Source organism: Mycolicibacterium sp. XJ662 (assembly GCF_053484035.1).
Genome location: NZ_JBEFTL010000001.1, coordinates 1,338,879 through 1,357,262 on the forward strand (window position 1 = coordinate 1,338,879; position 18,384 = coordinate 1,357,262).

Consider the following 18,384-nt stretch of genomic DNA (forward strand, 5'->3'; position numbering starts at 1 on the left):
CACTCACCAAAAGGCAACGGTTTGCTATGCACATGAAGGTTTCGGTGCTTCGCAAGTCGCTCGCCGCGCTGGCCCTGGTCGCGATGGTGGCCGGTGGCATCGGCATCGCGGCGGTGGTGATCACCGGCGGCATGTCGCAGGACCCCGCACCGCAGGCCACGCCGCGCACCACGTTGGCTCCGCCGCCACCCAAGGTGCCGACTCCGACGGAGTTCAACGTCGACGTGGTGGTCACCGACCAACAGTGCCAACCCGGCGGCAGTTGCACCTACCAATACACGATTCAACCCAAATACATTGGCCTGCATCCGCTCCCGGAGACACCGTTCACCGTGTTCTACGAGGTGATCGGCGGGAACGAGCCGCAGAAAGGCGAGTTCACCGTGCACAAGGACCAGGCCAAGATCCTCAAGGACGTCACGCTGGAAGGCCCACCGGCCGCGCAGCTCAACGCCAACGTCCTGGACGTGACCGGCTGACGATGAGCACTCCGTCGCTGCTGCGCGCCAAGGAGGGGTTGCCGCGCGGCGTGCTGGGCGCCGCCGACGCGCGGTTTGCGACGGTCGTGCGGATTTTCGCGGGGATGTTCCCGGCTCGGCGGTTCGGCGGCGGCGCGCTGGCGGTCTTCATCGACGGCCGCCCGGTCGTCGACGTCTGGACGGGCTGGTCCGACCGCCGCGGTGAGCAGCTGTGGACGGCCGACACCGGCGCGATGGTGTTCTCCGCGACCAAGGGGGTGACGGCCACCGTCATCCACCGGCTCGCCGACCGGGGGGTGCTCGACTACGACGAGCCCGTCGCGACGTACTGGCCCGCCTTCGGCGCCAACAACAAAGCCGACATCACCGTGCGCGACGTGTTGCGGCACCGCGCCGGGCTCTCGCATCTGCCCGGCGGCGTCACCAAGGACGAGTTGTTGGACCATGAGGTCATGGAGGCCAAGATGGCCGCCGCCGCCGTCGATTACCTGCGTGGCCGGTCCGCCTACCATGCACTGACCTACGGTTGGCTGCTCTCCGGGCTGGCGCGCGCGGTGACCGGGTGCGGTATGCGCGAGTTGATCCGCGAAGAGGTGGCGCGCCCGCTCAACACCGACGGGCTGCATCTGGGCCGCCCGCCCGCCGGCTCACCGACCACGGTGGCGCAGATCCTCGCGCCGCAGAGCAGCCGGGCCAACCCGGTGTTCAACTTCGTCGCGCCAAGGGTGGCCGGGCTGCCGCTTTCCGGTGCTTTCGGGGCGATGTTCTTTCCCGGCGTCAAATCCTTTGTCCAAGGCGATATCCCGTTCCTCGACGGTGAGGTCCCCGCCGCGAACGGCGTGGTGACCGCCCGCGCCCTGGCGAAGATGTACGCCGCGATCGCCAACCGCGGCCACATCGACGGCACACAGTTTCTCTCCGAAGAGCTGGCCCGCGGGCTGATCGGCAAGCCCAAACCGTGGCCGGACCTCAACATCGGCGTCCCGATGCCGTTTCACCTCGGCTACCACGAGTCACCGATCCCCGGTCTGCTCAAGGGATTCGGCCATATCGGACTGGGCGGAACGCTCGGCTGGGCCGACCCCGAGACCGGCAGCGCGTTCGCGTTCGTCCACAACCGGTTGTTGACGCCGATGGTGTTGGACATGGCGTCGTTCGCGGGTCTTGCCGGCCCGTTGCGCAGCGCGATCAGCGTCGCACGGCGCACCGGACCGGCTGCCGTGCCGAAATACGGTGCGCGCTACCGAGATCCGGTCGCCAAGGTGAAGGGCCGGCCCTAGGCTGTCGGGACGACGCCGCGGGCCTGGGGCAGCGGCAGATCGTTGTAGGTCGCGATGCCCGGTGCGGCGGCGACGACGGCGGGGATCGCGTGGATCGGCGGCATGGCCGTCATGATGTGGCCGAGCTCGAAGAAGTCCTCGATCGAGGTGGCCTGTTCGATCATGTCCTGCGGCGGCAGGAAGCCGACCGTCATGTTGACCGTGGGCCGCCCGTCGATGGTGATCTTCCAGCCGTCGCCGTCGATCGGCCAATCCGGCTCCAGCGTCTGGCCCTTCTTCCACCGCACGCTGATCTCGACCACGGTTCGGCCGTCGACGATCCCCTGCCACCTGACGAAGACACCGGCCACGTGACCCGCCGGAATGGTCCACGACGTCATCACGAGATCCTCGGTGGTCTGCGCGTATTCGGCCACGCACTTGATCTCGTCGAGCTCGACCCCGAGTGAATCGGCGACCAGGCGCACCGCCTCGGCGAACACCGCGGTCCCGGTTTCGGCCATCGGCGCCAGATCCGGATCGTCGATCGCGGTGCCGAAGCCGACCGGCCGCTCGGTGTCGGGGGAGTCGTAGAGGGTGGTGTCCGCGGATTCGGCGATGGTGATCTTGTCGACGCGGTCACACGCGGACGCGGCCACGATGGTGAGCAGTTCGGCGAAACCCGGGCTCACCCCGGAACCGAACAGCGTCGCGCCGCCCTTCCTGCACGCCTCTTCGAGCCGGTCGCGGTCGGCGCCCAGGTTGTGCCCGGTGATGAACGACGCCGACGACACCACGTTCACCCCGGCCGACAGGATGGCCACCAGCTCGTCGACGTTGATCCACATCGGGTTGTAGACCACGGCGTCGGGCTTCAGCGCGAGCAGCGCGTCGACGTCGTCGGTGGCCTTGACGCCGAGCGGTTCGAGCCCGGCCAATTCGCCGGCGTCACGGCCGACCTTGTCGTTCGACCACGCGTAGAGGCCGACCAGCTGGTAGTTCGGGTTCTTGGCGATCGCCTTCACCGAACTCTTTCCGACGTTTCCGGTGGTCCATTGGACGACGCGGTAAGCAGTGTTTGGCACTTGCACAGCATAAGGTGAGCTGGTGTCGGAACGCAGCTTTTTTACCGAGCGGCGAAAAGTCGTGTGCTCGCGCTTTAGGCTGCCAAGATGAGTGGGCGAGCCCGCGGTCGTCCACCACGGATCAGCCGCAGGAAGATCGTGGCGGCGGCGCGGCGCCTGGCGACCGACGACTTGACCATGCAGGCCGTCGCGGACGAACTCGGCGTCACCCGCAAGGCGCTGCACTACTACGTCGGTGATCGCGAAGGCCTGCTCGCGCTGGTGTTGCTCGATCGGTTCGAACGCGAACTCGATTCCGTCGAGTTGCCGGTCACCGGCGACTGGCGCGCGGTGCTGAGCGCCTACGCCGTCGCGTTTCGCGACGGGCTGGTCCAGGTCGGGATGTCCACCGACTTCACGCAGTTGGGCGGTCTGAGCGCGACGGCGGCGCTGTCGCTGGCCGATCGGCTGCTCGACACGCTGCTCACCGCGGGTCTGGATCCCGACAGCGCCCGCCACGCCCTGACGGCCGCCTCCAACATCGCGCAGTCGGCAGCGCAGAGCATCGCCGCGCAAACCGACTCCGGCGTACACCGTCACCGCGCCGAGACCGCCGCCGCGCTGCAGCACGAACCGGAGGGCACCTACTCGGCGCTGCGCCGGGTGCTCGAGTCCGCGCAGACCGACGTGTACGACGCCGAAGCACAGTTCGATTTCGAACTCGGCCTGCTGATCGCCGGCGTGGAACGGATCCTCGAGGCGGCCGGCGACTAGCGCCGATCAGACCGTCGGGGTGAGCGCGACCTTGCCCGTGCGTTGCTGACCGCCGCGATCGAGCCACGTGACGTCGAGGACGTCGCCGGGGTAGTGGCGGTCCAGCACGTAGGTCAGCGCGGTGGCCGAGTCCAGCGGCACGCCGTCGAGGGAGAGCAGGATGTCGCCGTCGACCAGCCCCGCGCGGTCGGCGGCGCCACCACGCAACACCTCGGCGATGAACACGCCGGGGCCACGTTGTGCCGTGCGCACGCCGACGCCGAGCAGCACCGGCGGTCCGATGTGCACGCTGTCGGAGGGGATCCGGGCGCGGATCTGGTCGGCGATGGCCATCGCGTCGTTGATGGGGATCGCATAGCCTTCACCGCCCGGGCCGAGCCGGTAGTTCACCGACGCCGCCGTCGTGATCCCGACGACCTGGCCGGCCGCGTTCACCACGGGTCCGCCGGAGTCGCCGGCGACGACGGGCGCCGCGAACTCGATCAGCCCGGTCAGCTCGTCCTTGCTCCCGGTCAAGGTGTCCTCGGCGTTGACGGTGCGACCGAATCCGGTGATGGTGCCGACCTCGCGGGTCAACGGCCGGTTGCTGCCCATCGCGTTGCCCAGCGCGACCACCGGCTCACCGCCCGTCAACGTCGTGGAGTCACCGATCGGGGCGGTGGGCAACCCCAGCGCACCGATCAGTTGCAGCACCGCGATGTCGTGGCGGCGGTCATAGCCGATCAGCTCGGCAGGGTAGGTGCGCCCCGCGACGGTGGCGTTGATGCGGTCTGCGCCCGACACCACGTGGAAGTTGGTCAGCACCTGGCCGTTGGGATCGAGCACGATTCCCGCGCCGTTGCCGATCGCGTTCTGGTAGTCGATCTCGGTGTCGAGGCGCACGACGGCGGGTTCGACCTGGGTTGCCGCCGCCAGCGGGTCGGCGGGTGCGGCCGCGGACGTCGCCGGGCTCAGCGGCGCGAACAGCGCCAGGATCGCGGCAAGCGCGATCAGCAGCGCCGGTCGCGGGCGACGGTTGGGGTAATTGCCCATGCGCCCATATTGCCCGAAAAGTGCGTAGCTAATCGTCCAGCGCGACGCCGCCACGCAGCCGTCGGCGCCGTCGGCGGGTCGGCTCGGCTTTGCCAGAAGGACGCCGGTTGCGCAGTTTCCCGTTGGTGGACGCCGATCCGGCGTCGTCGTCGTCATCGCCAGCAGAAGTGTCGTCGCTGACCGATTCGTCGTCGTCGGATGCGTCACCGGTCGATTCTTCCGCGGTGATTTCCGCAGGCGTGTCCTCGGTGGCGTCCTCATCCGCCCCATCGGTCTCCTCGGCCTCAGCTGATGCTGCTGCCTCGTCGTCGCTGGTCGTCTCGTCGACGGGGCCGACCGCGCCGTCCTGCTCGTCGTCCTTCTTGCGGCCGCGACGGCCCCGCGGCTTCTTGGTCTTCAGCGGTTTCGGCGGCGGAGGCGGCAACTCGGCCAGGTAGGCCAGGTAGAACGCGAAGACGCCGAGCAACGCGATCGCGGCGGCCGCGCCGTAGCTGCCGAACAGCCACTGGCCTGCGGTGTCGAGCGAAAGCCAGATCTCGCTGATGGCCGCACCCAGGATCAACACCCCCGCGACGACGTGCAGCACCGTCGCGGTGACCCGCAGCCGCAGCGCCAGCTGAGGTGTGCGCAGCTCCGGTTTCCTGGTGCGCACCCACTCGAGCACCGCAGGCAGCGCGGCCAGGCCGATGAGCACGCCGACGACGATGCGCACCACGGTGCCCAGCGTGTGCGATGTGGTGCCCACCAGCTCCCACCAGCGCGGCAGCACGAAAAAGAAATACAGGACACCGGCAATCAGAGAGAACGACGCGTGCCAAATCACCGCGATGGTGCGGCTCATGCCCCTCCTACGCGCTCGTGAGCGCTGGTCGGTGTTTTCTTGGCCGGGGTGCGACCGTAACCGTCGCACCCCGGGCCGCGTGCGGAGGATGCGGGATTTGAACCCGCGAGGGCTATTAACCCAACCCGCGTTCCAGGCGAGCGCCATAGGCCACTAGGCGAATCCTCCGCGGGCCATGGTAACCGACCTGGCCCATATGGCCGTCAAGTTGTCCGCGGCGGTGGTATTAGACTCGCCTCGGACCCCGCGTGGCGTCCATCCTGTGAACTCCCCCAGGGCCGGAAGGCAGCAAGGGTCAATGGGCTCTGGCGGGTGCGCGGGGTCCCCTCAATTTTTCCGCTCTGTCCATGGCTCGAAGTGAAAGGCGCACTGTGTCGTTTCAGTCGCTCGGCCGGGACGAGCTCGTCGCACAGCATGAGCAGCAGCAGCGCAACTACGCCGAGCTGCAGGCCAAGGGCCTCAAGCTGGACCTGACCCGCGGCAAGCCGTCCTCCGCCCAGCTCGATCTGTCCAACGCCCTGCTCGAGCTGCCCGGTTCGGGCCCGGACGCGTTCCGCGACGGCGACGGCACCGACACCCGCAACTACGGCGGCGCGCACGGTCTGCCCGAACTCCGGGCGATCTTCGGTGAGCTGCTCGGCATCGGGGTGCCCAACCTGATCGCAGGCAACAATGCGAGCCTGGAGTTGATGCACGACGTCGTGGTGTTCTCGATGCTGCACGGCGGCGTGGACTCGCCGCGGCCGTGGAGCGCCGAACCGGTGGTGAAGTTCTTGTGCCCGGTGCCCGGCTATGACCGGCATTTCGCGATCTGCGAAACGCTGGGCATCGAGATGGTTCCCGTGCCGATGCGCGACGACGGGCCCGACGTCGACCTGATCGAGGAGCTGGTGGCCGCCGACCCGGCGATCAAGGGCATGTGGTGCGTGCCGGTCTACGCCAACCCGACCGGCGCGACGTACTCCTGGGAGACCGTGCGGCGGCTGATCCAGATGCGCACCGCGGCAACCGATTTCCGGCTGATGTGGGACAACGCGTACGCGGTGCACACGTTGACCCACGACTTCGAACGCAGCATCGACGTGCTGGGCCTGGCCGAGGCCGCGGGCAACCCGAACCGCCCGCTGGTGTTCGCCTCGACCAGCAAGATCACCTTCGCCGGCGCCGGCGTCAGCTTCCTCGGCGGCTCGTTGGGCAATATCGCGTGGTATCTGCAGTACGCGGGCAAGAAATCGATCGGCCCGGACAAGGTCAACCAGCTCCGCCACCTGCGCTTTCTCGGCGACGCCGACGGCGTGCGGCTGCACATGCAACGCCATCAGCAACTGCTGGCCCCCAAGTTCGCGGCCGTGCTGGAGATCCTCGAAGACCGCCTCGGCGAGTCCAAGATCGCGTCGTGGACCGAACCCAAGGGCGGCTACTTCATCAGCCTGGACGTGCTGCCCGGCACCGCCCGACGCACGGTCGCGCTGGCCAAGGACGCGGGCATCGCGGTCACCGAGGCCGGCGCCACGTTCCCGTATCGAAAAGACCCGGAAGACAAGAACATTCGGATCGCGCCGACGTTCCCGCCCGAGCCCGAGCTGCGCGAGGCGATCGACGGTTTGGCCACCTGCGCGTTGTTGGCGGCCACCGAGGCGCTTGTCGGCGCGTCTGGGTAGCCTGCGAAGCGTGGCGCTCTACCGCAAGTACCGGCCCGCGACCTTCGCCGAGGTCGTCGGCCAGGAGCATGTCACCGAACCGCTGTGCACCGCGCTGACGGCCGGGCGTATCAACCACGCCTACCTGTTCTCCGGGCCGCGCGGCTGCGGTAAGACGTCGTCGGCGCGCATCCTGGCCCGCTCGCTGAACTGTGCGCAGGGGCCGACCCCGACCCCGTGCGGGGTGTGCGACTCCTGCGTGGCGCTCGCGCCCAACGGTCCCGGCAGCGTCGACGTCGTCGAACTCGACGCGGCCAGCCACGGCGGCGTCGACGACACCCGGGAGTTGCGGGACCGGGCCTTCTACGCCCCGGCGCAGTCGCGGTACCGAATCTTCATCGTCGACGAGGCGCACATGGTCACCCCCGCGGGTTTCAACGCGCTGTTGAAAATCGTCGAGGAGCCACCGGATCACCTGATCTTCGTGTTCGCCACCACCGAACCGGAGAAGGTGCTGCCGACCATCCGCTCGCGCACCCACCACTATCCGTTCCGGCTGTTGGCGCCGCGGATCATGCGCGGGCTGATCGAACGGATCTGCGCACAGGAACAGGTCCAGGTCGACGACGCCGTCTATCCGCTGGTCATCCGGGCCGGCGGCGGCTCACCGCGCGACACCCTCTCGGTGCTGGACCAGCTGCTGGCCGGGTCGGAAGCGGGTGCGACGGGCAACCACATCACCTACGCGAGGGCGCTGGCGCTGCTGGGCGCCACCGATGTGGCGCTCATCGACGTCGCGGTCGACGCGCTGGCGGCCGGGGATGCCGCCGCGTTGTTCGGCGCCGTGGAGTCGGTGATCGACGCGGGCCACGATCCACGCCGGTTCGCCAGCGATCTGCTGGAACGCTTCCGGGACCTGATCGTGTTGCAGGCGGTGCCTGACGCGATCGCCCGCGGGGTGGTCGACGGACCCGAGGACGTGCTCGACCGGATGCGCGAGCAGGCCGAGCGGATCGGCACCGCGACGCTGACCCGCTACGCCGAGGTGGTGCACGCCGGCCTGGGCGAGATGCGCGGCGCCACCGCGCCTCGGCTGCTGCTCGAGGTGGTGTGCGCGCGGCTGCTGCTGCCCTCGGCCAGCGACACCGAATCGGCGCTGCTGCAACGCGTTGAGCGCATCGAGAAGCGCCTCGACGTGTCGATACCCGCCTCGGACGCGGTGGGTTCGTCGGCGCCCAAGCAGTTCGTCCGCAAGAGCCACGCGCCGCCGTCGGCGCCGCAACCCGAGGCTCCACGTGCGGCGCCGCCACCCGAACCCGCGCCCGCGCCGGAACGGCCGTCGGCGCCACCGCCCGCGTCGGCGCCGGAACCGCCGCCGTCACCGCCGCCGGTGCGCCCACCGTCGGATCCGGTCGTCGCGGCCCCGCCGGCGGCCACCGGGCTCGACGCCGCCGCGGTGCGCCGGGTCTGGAGCACGGTGCGCGAGAAGGTGCGCAACCTGCGGCGTCCCACCGACGTGATGCTCGACGGCGCCACCGTGCTCGCCGTCGAAGGCGACACGCTGGTGCTCAGCCACCCCTCCGCACCGTTGGCCAAACGCCTTGTCGAACAACGAAACTCCGACATCATCCGGGAAGCGCTCAAGGACGTCCTCGGGGTCGACTGGAAGATCCGGTGCGAGGCGGGAGCCGCCCCGCCCGCCCCCGCCGCGGCCAGCCCCGGCTCCCCGGCGCCCAGCCAGCACCACGACGACGAGGAGAGCATGCTGGCCGAGGCCAGCAGCGACACCTCCGAGACGCCGCGTCGCGACCCCGAAGAAGCCGCGCTGGAACTGCTACAGAACGAACTGGGCGCCCGCCGCATCGACGGCTAGCGACGAAAGGCTAGGCCGTCCACCACGGGCGCAACGGAAGACCGCCGTCGTCGCCCTGGTTGTTGAGCTTGACCGCCAGCACCTGGTGCAGCTGAACGATGTTGGTCTCGAAGCCCAGCCGCGAGCCGGCCATGTACAGCCCCCACACTTTGGCGGTCGGCAGGCCGACCTCGGCGACGGCCTCATCCCAGTGCTCGACGAGGTTGCGGCACCAGTCGCGCAGCGTGAGCGCGTAATGGTGGCGCAGGTTCTCCTCGTGCACCACCTCGAGGCCGACGTCCTGAGCTTCGGTGATGATGCGGCCCGAACCGGTGAGCTCGCCGTCGGGAAACACGTAGCGGTCAATGAAACCGCCTGCGGTCGGCGCGGACCTGTTGTCGGGGCGGGTGATGCAGTGGTTGAGCAGAAGTCCACCGGTGCGCAGCTTCGAGCGCAGGAAGCTGAAGTACGTCGGGTAGTTGTGCACGCCGATGTGCTCGGTCAGACCGATCGAGGACACCGCGTCGAAACTGGATTCGCGCACGTCCCGGTAGTCGCCGTGGCGCACCTCGGCCAGGTCGGACAGCCCGTCCTCGGCGATGGCCTTCTGCGCCCAGGTGGCCTGCGCCTCGGACAGCGTCACGCCGACCGCCGACACCCCGCGGCGCGCGGCGTAGCGCACCATGCCGCCCCAACCGCACCCCACGTCGAGCAGGCGGTCACCGGGCTTGAGGTTGAGCTTCTCGAACACCAGCCGGTACTTGTTGTCCTGCGCCTCCTCCAGCGTGGCGTCGGCGTGCGGATAGCAGGCGCAGGTGTAGGTCATCGACGGACCCAGCACCCACTCGTAGAAGAGGTTGGACACGTCGTAGTGGTGGTGGATGGCCTCGGCGTCACGGGTTTTGCTGTGCCGCAACCCTTCTGCGATGCGGCGCCACCGCGGCAGCGCCTCCTGCGGCGGCGGCGCGATCGGCTTGAGATGCTCAAAACCCAACGATCGCACGATGTTGGCCAGCACCCGCGGCGACGGCCGTTTGAACTCCATCTTGTCCGCGAGCGCCTTGAGCAGGTCGTAGGGGTCGCCCGGATGCACGCCGCGGGCCTCGAGGTCACCTGACACGTACGCCCGCGCCAGCCCCAGATCCCCTGGCGCGGTGGCCAGGTACGTTGTGCCGCGCGGTGTCAACAGGTCCAGGCCCAGCGAGGCGTCCTGCGGCCCGGCCGTGCTGCCGTCGTACGCGCTGAACCGCAGCGGCAACCGGCCGCCGGCGAGGATCTCGAGGATCTCGGCGAGCGTGAACTTGCGGGTAGGTGTGGAAGTCGAGTGTTCTTTGAACGTCGTCATCGTCGTTGCACCGCCTTCGCATACAGGTCGAGGAGACGTGAATCGGGATCGTAACTTTTTTTGACGGTCTTGTAGGTTTCACCGCCGTAGAGGTCGTCAAACTCCTCGCGGTTGTAATACGCATCGGAGTACAGCGATTTGTGCCCGTCGAGCTCGCTGACCTTACGTTCGATCAGCTTGTTGGTGTGGCCTTCTTCGGGGCCAACCGGCACCGACGACCAGAAACCGACGTTGACGTAGGTGCGGTCGGGCCGGATCGGATACAGCGGCCAGGTGGCGCCTGACTTCTGGTCGCCGCGAAGTCGCAGGGGGCACAACCAGATCGGTTCGATGGGCACGTTGTCGACGAACCAGTGCAGGAACTCGGCGGTGCGCTCGATCGGCACCTCGATGTCCTGCACGACCCGTTCACGCGGCGGGCGGGCGTTGCGTTCCTCGATGCGGTCGGCGATGTTGAAGCGCCGGTCGTAGGCGACGAGTTTCCAGTAGAAGCTGCTGCGCCGCAAGCGCCGCGGCCACAACCGCCGGATCCGCGGGTGCTGCGCGCCGAACGCCCGCGAACACCAGAACCAGTCGGTGTCCCAGCGCCACAGGTAGTCGTGGATGGTGAGCCGGTCGTGCTTCTCGGCGTCGTGGTGCCGGATGGAGCGGTAGTAGATCTGCTGGCCGGTGTAGTCGCTGACCGGACCCGGCGTCGAGGTCTGCGTGCCCAACACCAGATAGCTCTCGTCGGCGGAGAACACCACCCCGTCGAGGTAGTCCACCGGTGTGCCGTCGTGGTCGCGGGTCGCCACGATGCGCTCCATGGCGGCGACCATGTCCTCGAGCGTGTGGAAACGCAGGTGGCGCAGCGCGACGAACGGTTTGACGGTCTCCAGCTCGATCTTGAGACGCACCGAATAGCCAAGCGTGCCATAGGAGTTGGGAAACGCCCGATAAAGCTCGACGTGTTGGTCGGGGGAGGCAGTGAGCACCTCGCCGGTGCCGGTCAGGATGTCCATCTCCAACACCGACTCGTGGGGCAACCCGTTGCGAAACGACGTCGACTCGATGCCGAGCCCGGTGACCGCCCCGCCCAGGGTGATCGTCTTCAGCTGCGGCACCACCAGCGGGGACAGCCCGTAAGGCAGGGTGGCCGCGACGAGGTCTTCGTAGGTACACATCCCGGCGACGTCGGCGGTGCGCGCTTCGGGGTCGACGGAGATGACGCCTGTCAGGCCCGAGACGTCGAGGCCCTTGGTCGTGGTCTTGGCGCGGGCCCGGAAAAGGTTGGAGGTGGGTTTGGCAAGCCGTACGGTGGCGTTCGGCGGGATCGCCCGGTAGCTGGCCAGAAGCCGCTGGACCCCCGCCGCGTGGGCAGCACGTGCGCCGGTCTCATCAGCAGACACAGATATACGCTAGTCCGCGTTCGCAGCCGATGCGACCGCACGAAACCAGGAGATACCCAGATGGCACAGGTCAGCGCAGCCAGCACGGTCTTGATCGACGCGCCGCCGGAGACGGTGTTGGCGGCGGTCGCCGACTATGCGACCGTGCGTCCCAAGATCCTCTCGGAGCACTACCGCGACTACCGGGTGCTCGAAGGGGGACAGGGCGCGGGCACGGTCGCATCGTGGAAACTGCAGGCCACCAAGTCGCGGGTGCGTGACGTCGAGGCCAATGTCGACGTCGCGGGCCACACCGTCATCGAGAAGGACGCCAACTCGTCGATGATCACGAACTGGACGGTCTCGCCTGCGGGTCCGGGGTCCTCGGTCACGGTCAAGACGTCTTGGCAGGGCGCCGGCGGGATCGGCGGCTTCTTCGAGAAGACGTTCGCCCCGCTGGGGCTGCGCAAGATCCAGGACGAGGTGCTGGCCAACCTGAAGAAGCACGTCGAGGGATAGCCCTTTCGGCGACCCGATACGCGCCCGCGCTAGCTGGTGGCCAGGAACCCGGCGATGCCGCGCACCACCGCGTCGGCGTACTTCTGTCTGCCTTCGGGCGTCTTCATCAGCCCCGAGTCAACCGGGTTCTTCATGTTGCCCAACTCGACCAGGATCGACGGGTACTGCGCGAGGTTCAGGCCCGCGATGTCCGAGCGCGGGTTGAGCCCACCCTCGCCGATGTAGGTGGCGGGCACGAACCCGGAGGCCTTGAGCTGGTCCCGCATGATCTGCGCGAACCGTGGTGACGGCCCCGCCTGCGCCTGGTTGAGCGGCGGCGATGAGTACAGCACGTGGAAACCTCGACCGGTCGGAGGTCCGCCGTCGGCGTGGATGCTCACGATCGCGTTGGGCTTCAGCGAGTTGGCCATCGCGGCGCGCTGGTCGACGCACGGGCCGAGCGCGTCGTCGTTGCCACGAGACATCGCTGTGCGCACGCCGAGCTTGGTCAGCGCCTGGCGGATGCGCAGGGTGGTGTCCCAGGTGAAGGTGTGCTCTGCGTAGCCGTCGTCGGTCGACGTGCCGCTGGCCTGGCAGTCCTTGGTGCCGCCGCGGCCGGTCGGCACTTGGCGGCCGATCGAGTCGTCGTTGGCGCCGTTATGACCGGGGTCGAGGAAGACGATCTTGCCGGCGATGTTGGACGGGGCGGCGCGGACTTCGCTGGCAGGGATGATGAGCGTCGACGCGGCGACGATCAGACCGGCGGCCACCGCGGCTGAGCCGCGTATTGCTGTGGCGGCGCCGACACGCAGGCGGGCAAGCACGGGCGTCACCGTAGCCCCGAGCACGACTACGCTGAAAGGCCAAACCGCCCCATGCGGGCGACAGCAACCAAGTCGAGACCAATACGCAAGGGGACCGTCATGCAACCCGGAGGCATGCAGCCCGGAGGCCAGCCCGATATGTCGGCGCTCCTCGCCCAGGCGCAGCAGGTGCAACAGCAACTGATGGAGGCGCAGGAGGCGCTGGCCAACTCGCAGGTGCACGGCCAGGCCGGCGGCGGGCTGGTGCAGGTCACCATGAAGGGCAGCGGCGAGGTGGTCGCGGTGTCGATCGACCCGAAGGTCATCGACCCCAACGACGCCGAAACGCTGCAGGACCTCATCGTCGGCGCCATCGCCGACGCGGCCAAGCAGGTCACCATCCTGGCCCACGACCGGCTCGGGCCGCTCGCGGGCGGGATGGGTGACCTCGGTCTGCCGGGAATGTAATTGTTCGAGGGCCCGGTCCAAGATCTGATCGACGAGCTCGGCAAGCTGCCCGGCATCGGGCCGAAGAGCGCGCAACGGATCGCGTTTCACCTGTTGTCGGTCGAGCCGCCCGACATCGACCGGCTGACCGCGGTGTTGTCGAAGGTGCGCGACGGCGTCAAACACTGCGCGGTGTGCGGCAACGTCTCCGACGACGACCGGTGCCGCATCTGCTCGGATGCGCGCCGCGACGGCTCGGTGGTGTGCGTGGTCGAGGAACCCAAGGACGTGCAGGCCGTCGAACGCACGAGGGAGTTCCGCGGCCGCTACCACGTGCTGGGGGGCGCGTTGGATCCGTTGTCGGGTGTCGGGCCGGAACAGCTGCGGATTCGCGAGCTGCTCAACAGGATTGGTGAGCGGGTCGACGGCGTCGACATCACCGAGGTGATCATCGCGACCGACCCGAACACCGAGGGTGAGGCCACCGCGACGTATCTGGTACGGATGCTGCGCGACATTCCGGGGCTGACGGTGACGCGGATCGCGTCGGGCCTGCCGATGGGCGGGGATCTGGAGTTCGCCGACGAGCTGACCCTGGGCCGGGCGTTGGCGGGCCGCCGCGCACTGGCGTAGCCGTCTTCTCGGCGCCGGCGGGGTTTCCCGCGAAACGTACGTTAGCGCGGCCGTCTCTCGCACTTTTCCTCGTTAACGTACATCTCGCGAACGTGTCGGTGCACGGATGCAGTATTCGCGCATGGGGGACGTCTTTCTGGGCAGCGAAGCTCTCGCCAAAGGCGAGCTCACCGAGCACCAACTGCGTCGGTGGTATCGGACGGTCTTCCGCGATGTGTACATCTCAAAGGACTCCGAACTCTCGTTGCGAGATCGGATAAGGGGCGCATGGCTGCGATCGCATCGGAAAAGCGTCATCTCCGGCGTCGCGGCGTCGGCTCTGCACGGTGCTTCATGGGTGGACGTCGATACGCCGATCGAGCTGATATCGCTACGGCTACGCCCCCAGCGGGGACTTGTGGTGCGCAACGAGACGGTGGCGCCCGATGAAATCACCAAAATCGCGGGGTTACCTGTGACCACACCTGCGCGAACGGCATTCGACCTAGGCCGATATCTCCCCAGAGGTCAGGCGGTCGCCAGACTCGATGCGCTGACGCGGGCCGCACCGTTCTCCACCGAGGACGTAACACTACTCGCCAAACGCTATCGCGGTGCGCGCGGCCTCAAAGCGTTGCGTATCGCGCTACCGCTTGTCGACGGCGGCGCGGCCTCGCCCAGGGAGACCTGGCTTCGGCTCTTGTACATCGATGCGGGATTGCCCAAGCCCGCCACGCAGATTCCGATTGTCGGCGCGAACGCCCGAGTCATCCGCTGGGCCGACATGGGTTGGGACGACTACATGGTGGTGTCCGAGTATGACGGGGATCAGCATCGCGCTCGCCGGCAATATGCGAAAGACATTCGTGCGTTGCGGCAAGCGAGGGGTCTCGGCTGGATCGTCGATCAGGTGATCAAGGAGGACCGCGACGCCGAGATCATCAAGCGGGCCTGGGACGCGATGGTTTCCCGCGGTTGGCGGCCGACGTCCCCGCCCCGATATCCGTGACACCGCAATCCCGCGGCCTAGGCGCGGCGGGGTGCGGCCAGTCGTTCGCGGCGCAGTTGCTCGACCTCGGGCAGCTCCAACGGCGCCAGCTCACCGACGACCCGGGACAGCAGGTGATCGGCCAGCTGCGGGTTGCGGGCCAGGCACGGCCCGTGCAGGTAGGTGGCGACGACGCTGCCCTGAACCGCGCCGTCGATACCGTCGCCGGCGCGGTTGCCCGACCCCTTCTCGACGCGAGCCAGCGGGTGCGCATCAGTACCGAGAACCGTTCCGCCGCGGTGGTTTTCGAACCCCGTCAACCGCTCCGAGAGCCCTTCCAGCAACGGCTGCGCCACTACCTCACCGATCGAGCGAGACTCCTGCGGCGACGTCGTCGCATCCAGCAGGCCGACCCCCTCGACGCGTTCGCCCGACGACGTCTCATACCAGTGCCCCAGTACCTGGATCGCCGCGCAGATCGCCAGCACCGGCGCGCCGCGCGAAACCGCTTGCTGCAGGCCCGGGTAGCGCAGCAGGTGTGTGGTGGCCAGCCGCTGCGCATAATCCTCGGCCCCACCCAGCGTGTACAGGTCCAGCGAATCGGGCACCGGATCCGCCAGCGTGATCTCGACGATCTCGGCGTCAAACCCCCGCAGCCGCAACCGTTCCCGCAGCACCACCGCGTTGCCGCCGTCGCCGTAGGTGCCCATCACGTCGGGCAGCACCAACCCGATCCGCACCCTCGATTCAGCCATGGCGGCGCTCCAATACCCGGTTCAGTTGCAGAAACGCGGTGTAGTTCGCGATCACCTCGACATGCCCCGACGGACACGACGCGATCGCGGCGACGGTGTCGTGCACGAGCGCGTGCTCGACGCCCGCATACCCGAGCCGCACCGCGAGATCGGTGCCGCGCTCACCGGCGGCCACCACCTTCGTGTCGTCGAAGTGTTCGAAGCGCACATCCCACAGCCACGACAGATCCTCCCCGTCGGGCACCTGGCCGTTGACCGAGATCACCACGCCCGCACCGTGTTTGTCGACCATCGACAGCGCCTCCTGCCACCCCGCGGGGTTCTTGGCCAACAGCATGCGCACGGTGTGCTCACCCAGCCGCACGGTGCGGTAGCGCCCGGCGACCTCGTCAACCGTCGACACCGCTGCCACCGCCGCAGCAGGAACGGCGCCCATGGTCACCGCCGCCGCCACCGCCTGGGTGGCGTTGCCACGGTTCACCGCCCCGGGCAGCGCCAGCGTCATCGGCAACGTAAACCCGTCCGGCCCGTAGATATTCGTCTCGTCGAACCACCAGTGCGGGCGGGGACGCGCGAAATCCGTTCCGGTGGAACGCCAGTGCGCACCGTCGCGCACGATGATCTCGCCGGACCGCGGGCAGCTCACCGAATCGTTGGCCCACCCGCCGCCGGCGGCCACCCACACCACGTTCGGGCTGTCGTAGGCCGCCGACGTCATCAGCACGTCGTCGCAGTTGGCCACGACCACCGCGGCGGGGTGCCGGGCCAACCCGGCCCGCAACGTGCGCTCGATGTGGTTGATCTCGCCGACGCGGTCCAGCTGGTCGCGCGACAGGTTCAGCAGCACGATCACCTCCGGATCGACGGCATCGGCCACGTGCGGCACGTGCATCTCGTCGACCTCCAACGCGGCCAGCGGCGCGTCACGGACCCCGGCCAGCGCGGCCACCAGCCCGGCGTCCATGTTGGCGCCGGTGTCGTTGGTCGCGACGGTCTCGATCGTGCGCAGCGCCGCGGCGGTCATCCGGGTGGTCGTCGATTTGCCGTTGGTCCCGGTCACCACCACGGTGCGACGGCCCCGCCCCAGCTGCCGCAGCAGCGACTTGTCCAACGCCAACGCCACCAGGCCGCCGATCATCGCGCCGGCGCCGCGTCCGGTGACCCGCGACGCCCAGCGCGCCGCGGAACCGGCCGCCAGCGCGACCCGCCCTCGTATGGTGACCATTCCCGAAAGTCTATGAGGGCGCCGGAACCGCGGCCGACACGCTGCACAGCCGACCGGCGAGGTCCCTGGTTTGTCGGACTACCGTGTCATCCTCAGACTGTGAGCCACTTGTGGGGCCGACCGGCACACGAGGCCGGCGCCGGCTGGGCGGTCGTCGACGTGGAAACCACCGGTTTCCGCCCCGGCCAGGCTCGCATCGTCAGCATCGCCGCGCTTGCCCTCGGCGACGACGGCAACGTCGAACAGAGCCTGTACAGCCTGCTCAATCCCGGCGTCGACCCGGGCCCCACCCACGTGCACGGGCTGACCGCCGAGATGCTGGAGGGCCAGCCGTGTTTCGGTGACATCGTCGGCCCGCTGATCGAACTGCTCGACGGCCGCACCCTGGTCGCCCACAACGTCGGGTTCGACTACTCGTTTCTGGCCGCCGAAGCCGAGCTGGTGAACGAGGAACTGCCCACCGACACGGTGATGTGCACCGTGGAGCTGGCCCGCCGCCTGGATCTGGGCACCGAGAACCTGCGGCTGGAGACGCTGGCCGCGCACTGGGGCGTCAGCCAGATGAAGCCGCACGACGCCCTCGACGACGCGTTGGTGCTCGCCCAGATCCTCAAACCCGTGCTGGTGCGCGCACGGGAACGCAAGGTGTGGCTGCCGGTGCATCCGGTGACGCGGCGACGCTGGCCCAACGGCCTGGTCACCCACGACGAGGTGCGCCCGCTGAAGATGTTGGCGTCGCGGCTGCCGTGTCCGTACCTGAACCCCGGCCGCCACATCGACGGCAGGCCCCTGGTGCAGGGCATGCGCGTCGCGTTGTCGGCCGAGGTCGACCACACCCACGAAGAGCTCATCGAGCGGATCCTGCACACCGGGCTGGCCTACACCGACACCGTCGACACATTGACGTCGCTGATCATCTGCAACGAGCCCGATCCCCAGCAGGGCAAGGGCTATCAGGCCAAGACGCTCGGGGTGCCGCTGGTCAACGACGCCGACTTCCTGGCCCGCCTCGACGACGTCGTCACCGGCACCGGTATCGAGGAGTTCACCGATACCCGAGCCGCCGGCGAGCAGTTCGCGCTGTTCTGACCCGAAGCGCTACGGGGTGTCGGTGTTGTGCAGGTACCACAGGCCGTCGTCGCCGGGTGAGCAGTACCAGTAGCGGTACCGCGCCTCCTCGGCGGCGTCCTCCAACGCCATGTCGGGCCCGTCGCGCATGCAGTCGGCTTCGCTGGCCCACGACCACGGCACGCCGTTCGAATCGGTGAGCAGGATGTCGTCGGCATGCGCGATCGCGGTCCCGCTCACCGTGCCCAACACCAACGCCGCAGCTGTCAGCAGTACCTTCACCGGGCCCCCTCTGTTGTTGTCCGCACTACCCGACCGTCGGGTAGAGAAGTGCA

At 68.5% G+C, this 18,384-nt stretch carries 19 protein-coding genes, 1 tRNA gene and 1 other RNA gene; 11 read left to right on the forward strand and 10 right to left on the reverse strand.

Going from position 1 to position 18,384, the window contains the following annotated elements:
• Positions 1–32 precede the first annotated feature (32 nt).
• Positions 33–479, forward strand: a complete 447-nt coding sequence (locus ABQE93_RS06280; RefSeq protein ID WP_448406399.1) for a hypothetical protein — start codon at positions 33–35, stop codon at positions 477–479.
• A 2-nt stretch (positions 480–481) separates the two neighbouring features.
• A complete protein-coding gene (gene lipL, locus ABQE93_RS06285; RefSeq protein ID WP_448406400.1) occupies positions 482–1,759 on the forward strand; it encodes an esterase/beta-lactamase LipL in 1,278 nt (425 codons plus the stop codon).
• Here lipL and ABQE93_RS06290 read toward each other — a convergent pair.
• Positions 1,756–2,823 (reverse strand): NAD(P)H-dependent amine dehydrogenase family protein, encoded by a 1,068-nt coding sequence (locus ABQE93_RS06290; protein WP_448406401.1) that lies wholly within the window; start codon positions 2,821–2,823, stop codon positions 1,756–1,758. The two genes, lipL and ABQE93_RS06290, sit on opposite strands and share 4 nt — an antisense overlap.
• Before the next feature lie 87 nt (positions 2,824–2,910).
• On the opposite strand from ABQE93_RS06290, the gene ABQE93_RS06295 reads away from it, so the two are divergent.
• Positions 2,911–3,576, forward strand: a complete 666-nt coding sequence (locus tag ABQE93_RS06295) for a TetR/AcrR family transcriptional regulator (RefSeq protein ID WP_448406403.1) — start codon at positions 2,911–2,913, stop codon at positions 3,574–3,576.
• 6 nt (positions 3,577–3,582) lie between these two features.
• On the opposite strand, the gene ABQE93_RS06300 is transcribed toward ABQE93_RS06295, so the two are convergent.
• The 3 genes from ABQE93_RS06300 to ABQE93_RS06310 all read right to left on the reverse strand — a co-directional run bounded on the left by ABQE93_RS06300 (position 3,583) and on the right by ABQE93_RS06310 (position 5,617).
• The gene (locus ABQE93_RS06300) at positions 3,583–4,608 is read right to left on the reverse strand and encodes a S1C family serine protease (RefSeq protein WP_448406404.1); all 1,026 of its coding nucleotides are present in this window, start codon (positions 4,606–4,608) and stop codon (positions 3,583–3,585) included.
• Between the two features lie 28 nt (positions 4,609–4,636).
• Positions 4,637–5,449 (reverse strand): lipid uptake coordinator LucA, encoded by an 813-nt coding sequence (locus tag ABQE93_RS06305; RefSeq protein ID WP_448406405.1) that lies wholly within the window; start codon positions 5,447–5,449, stop codon positions 4,637–4,639.
• A gap of 82 nt (positions 5,450–5,531) precedes the next feature.
• Positions 5,532–5,617, reverse strand: a tRNA-Ser gene (locus ABQE93_RS06310).
• A 68-nt stretch (positions 5,618–5,685) separates the two neighbouring features.
• On the opposite strand from ABQE93_RS06310, the gene ffs reads away from it, so the two are divergent.
• The 3 genes from ffs (at position 5,686) to ABQE93_RS06325 (ending at position 8,962) form a co-directional block, all read left to right on the forward strand.
• Positions 5,686–5,780, forward strand: an RNA gene (gene ffs, locus ABQE93_RS06315) — signal recognition particle sRNA small type.
• A 40-nt stretch (positions 5,781–5,820) separates the two neighbouring features.
• Entirely contained in the window at positions 5,821–7,110 is a 1,290-nt protein-coding gene (locus tag ABQE93_RS06320) for an aspartate aminotransferase type Ic (protein ID WP_448406406.1), read from the forward strand.
• Positions 7,111–7,120: 10 nt separating this feature from the next.
• Positions 7,121–8,962 (forward strand): DNA polymerase III subunits gamma/tau, encoded by a 1,842-nt coding sequence (locus ABQE93_RS06325; RefSeq protein WP_448406407.1) that lies wholly within the window; start codon positions 7,121–7,123, stop codon positions 8,960–8,962.
• Positions 8,963–8,972: 10 nt separating this feature from the next.
• On the opposite strand, the gene ABQE93_RS06330 is transcribed toward ABQE93_RS06325, so the two are convergent.
• Together ABQE93_RS06330 and ABQE93_RS06335 are read right to left on the reverse strand one after the other, a co-directional pair.
• Positions 8,973–10,286: a class I SAM-dependent methyltransferase gene (locus tag ABQE93_RS06330; protein ID WP_448406408.1), complete on the reverse strand. Its 1,314-nt coding sequence runs from the start codon at positions 10,284–10,286 to the stop codon at positions 8,973–8,975.
• Positions 10,283–11,674 (reverse strand): FAD-binding oxidoreductase, encoded by a 1,392-nt coding sequence (locus ABQE93_RS06335; protein WP_448406409.1) that lies wholly within the window; start codon positions 11,672–11,674, stop codon positions 10,283–10,285. The genes ABQE93_RS06330 and ABQE93_RS06335 overlap by 4 nt, the downstream gene beginning before the upstream one ends.
• 60 nt (positions 11,675–11,734) lie before the next feature.
• On the opposite strand from ABQE93_RS06335, the gene ABQE93_RS06340 reads away from it, so the two are divergent.
• Entirely contained in the window at positions 11,735–12,172 is a 438-nt protein-coding gene (locus tag ABQE93_RS06340; protein ID WP_448406410.1) for an SRPBCC family protein, read from the forward strand.
• A 29-nt stretch (positions 12,173–12,201) separates the two neighbouring features.
• On the opposite strand, the gene ABQE93_RS06345 is transcribed toward ABQE93_RS06340, so the two are convergent.
• A complete protein-coding gene (locus ABQE93_RS06345) occupies positions 12,202–12,975 on the reverse strand; it encodes an Rv3717 family N-acetylmuramoyl-L-alanine amidase (protein ID WP_448406411.1) in 774 nt (257 codons plus the stop codon).
• Between the two features lie 114 nt (positions 12,976–13,089).
• On the opposite strand from ABQE93_RS06345, the gene ABQE93_RS06350 reads away from it, so the two are divergent.
• The 3 genes from ABQE93_RS06350 (at position 13,090) to ABQE93_RS06360 (ending at position 15,022) form a co-directional block, all read left to right on the forward strand.
• Entirely contained in the window at positions 13,090–13,422 is a 333-nt protein-coding gene (locus tag ABQE93_RS06350) for a YbaB/EbfC family nucleoid-associated protein (protein WP_448392038.1), read from the forward strand.
• Positions 13,423–14,034 carry a recombination mediator RecR gene (gene recR, locus ABQE93_RS06355; RefSeq protein WP_448406412.1) on the forward strand — a complete coding sequence of 204 codons (612 nt, stop codon included), beginning with the start codon at positions 13,423–13,425 and terminating at the stop codon, positions 14,032–14,034.
• Positions 14,035–14,155: 121 nt separating this feature from the next.
• Positions 14,156–15,022: a type IV toxin-antitoxin system AbiEi family antitoxin gene (locus ABQE93_RS06360; RefSeq protein ID WP_448406413.1), complete on the forward strand. Its 867-nt coding sequence runs from the start codon at positions 14,156–14,158 to the stop codon at positions 15,020–15,022.
• Between the two features lie 17 nt (positions 15,023–15,039).
• Here ABQE93_RS06360 and ABQE93_RS06365 read toward each other — a convergent pair whose 3' ends face one another.
• Both ABQE93_RS06365 and ABQE93_RS06370 read right to left on the reverse strand, forming a co-directional pair.
• Positions 15,040–15,756, reverse strand: coding sequence for a type 1 glutamine amidotransferase (locus ABQE93_RS06365; RefSeq protein ID WP_448406414.1), 717 nt, complete (start codon positions 15,754–15,756; stop codon positions 15,040–15,042).
• Positions 15,749–16,981 (reverse strand): Mur ligase family protein, encoded by a 1,233-nt coding sequence (locus tag ABQE93_RS06370; protein WP_448406415.1) that lies wholly within the window; start codon positions 16,979–16,981, stop codon positions 15,749–15,751. The genes ABQE93_RS06365 and ABQE93_RS06370 overlap by 8 nt, the downstream gene beginning before the upstream one ends.
• A gap of 99 nt (positions 16,982–17,080) precedes the next feature.
• Between ABQE93_RS06370 and ABQE93_RS06375 the strand changes: the two genes are divergently transcribed.
• The gene (locus ABQE93_RS06375; protein WP_448406416.1) at positions 17,081–18,070 is read left to right on the forward strand and encodes a DEDDh family exonuclease; all 990 of its coding nucleotides are present in this window, start codon (positions 17,081–17,083) and stop codon (positions 18,068–18,070) included.
• Between the two features lie 9 nt (positions 18,071–18,079).
• On the opposite strand, the gene ABQE93_RS06380 is transcribed toward ABQE93_RS06375, so the two are convergent.
• Entirely contained in the window at positions 18,080–18,331 is a 252-nt protein-coding gene (locus tag ABQE93_RS06380) for a hypothetical protein (protein WP_448406417.1), read from the reverse strand.
• Between the last annotated feature and the right edge of the window lie 53 nt (positions 18,332–18,384).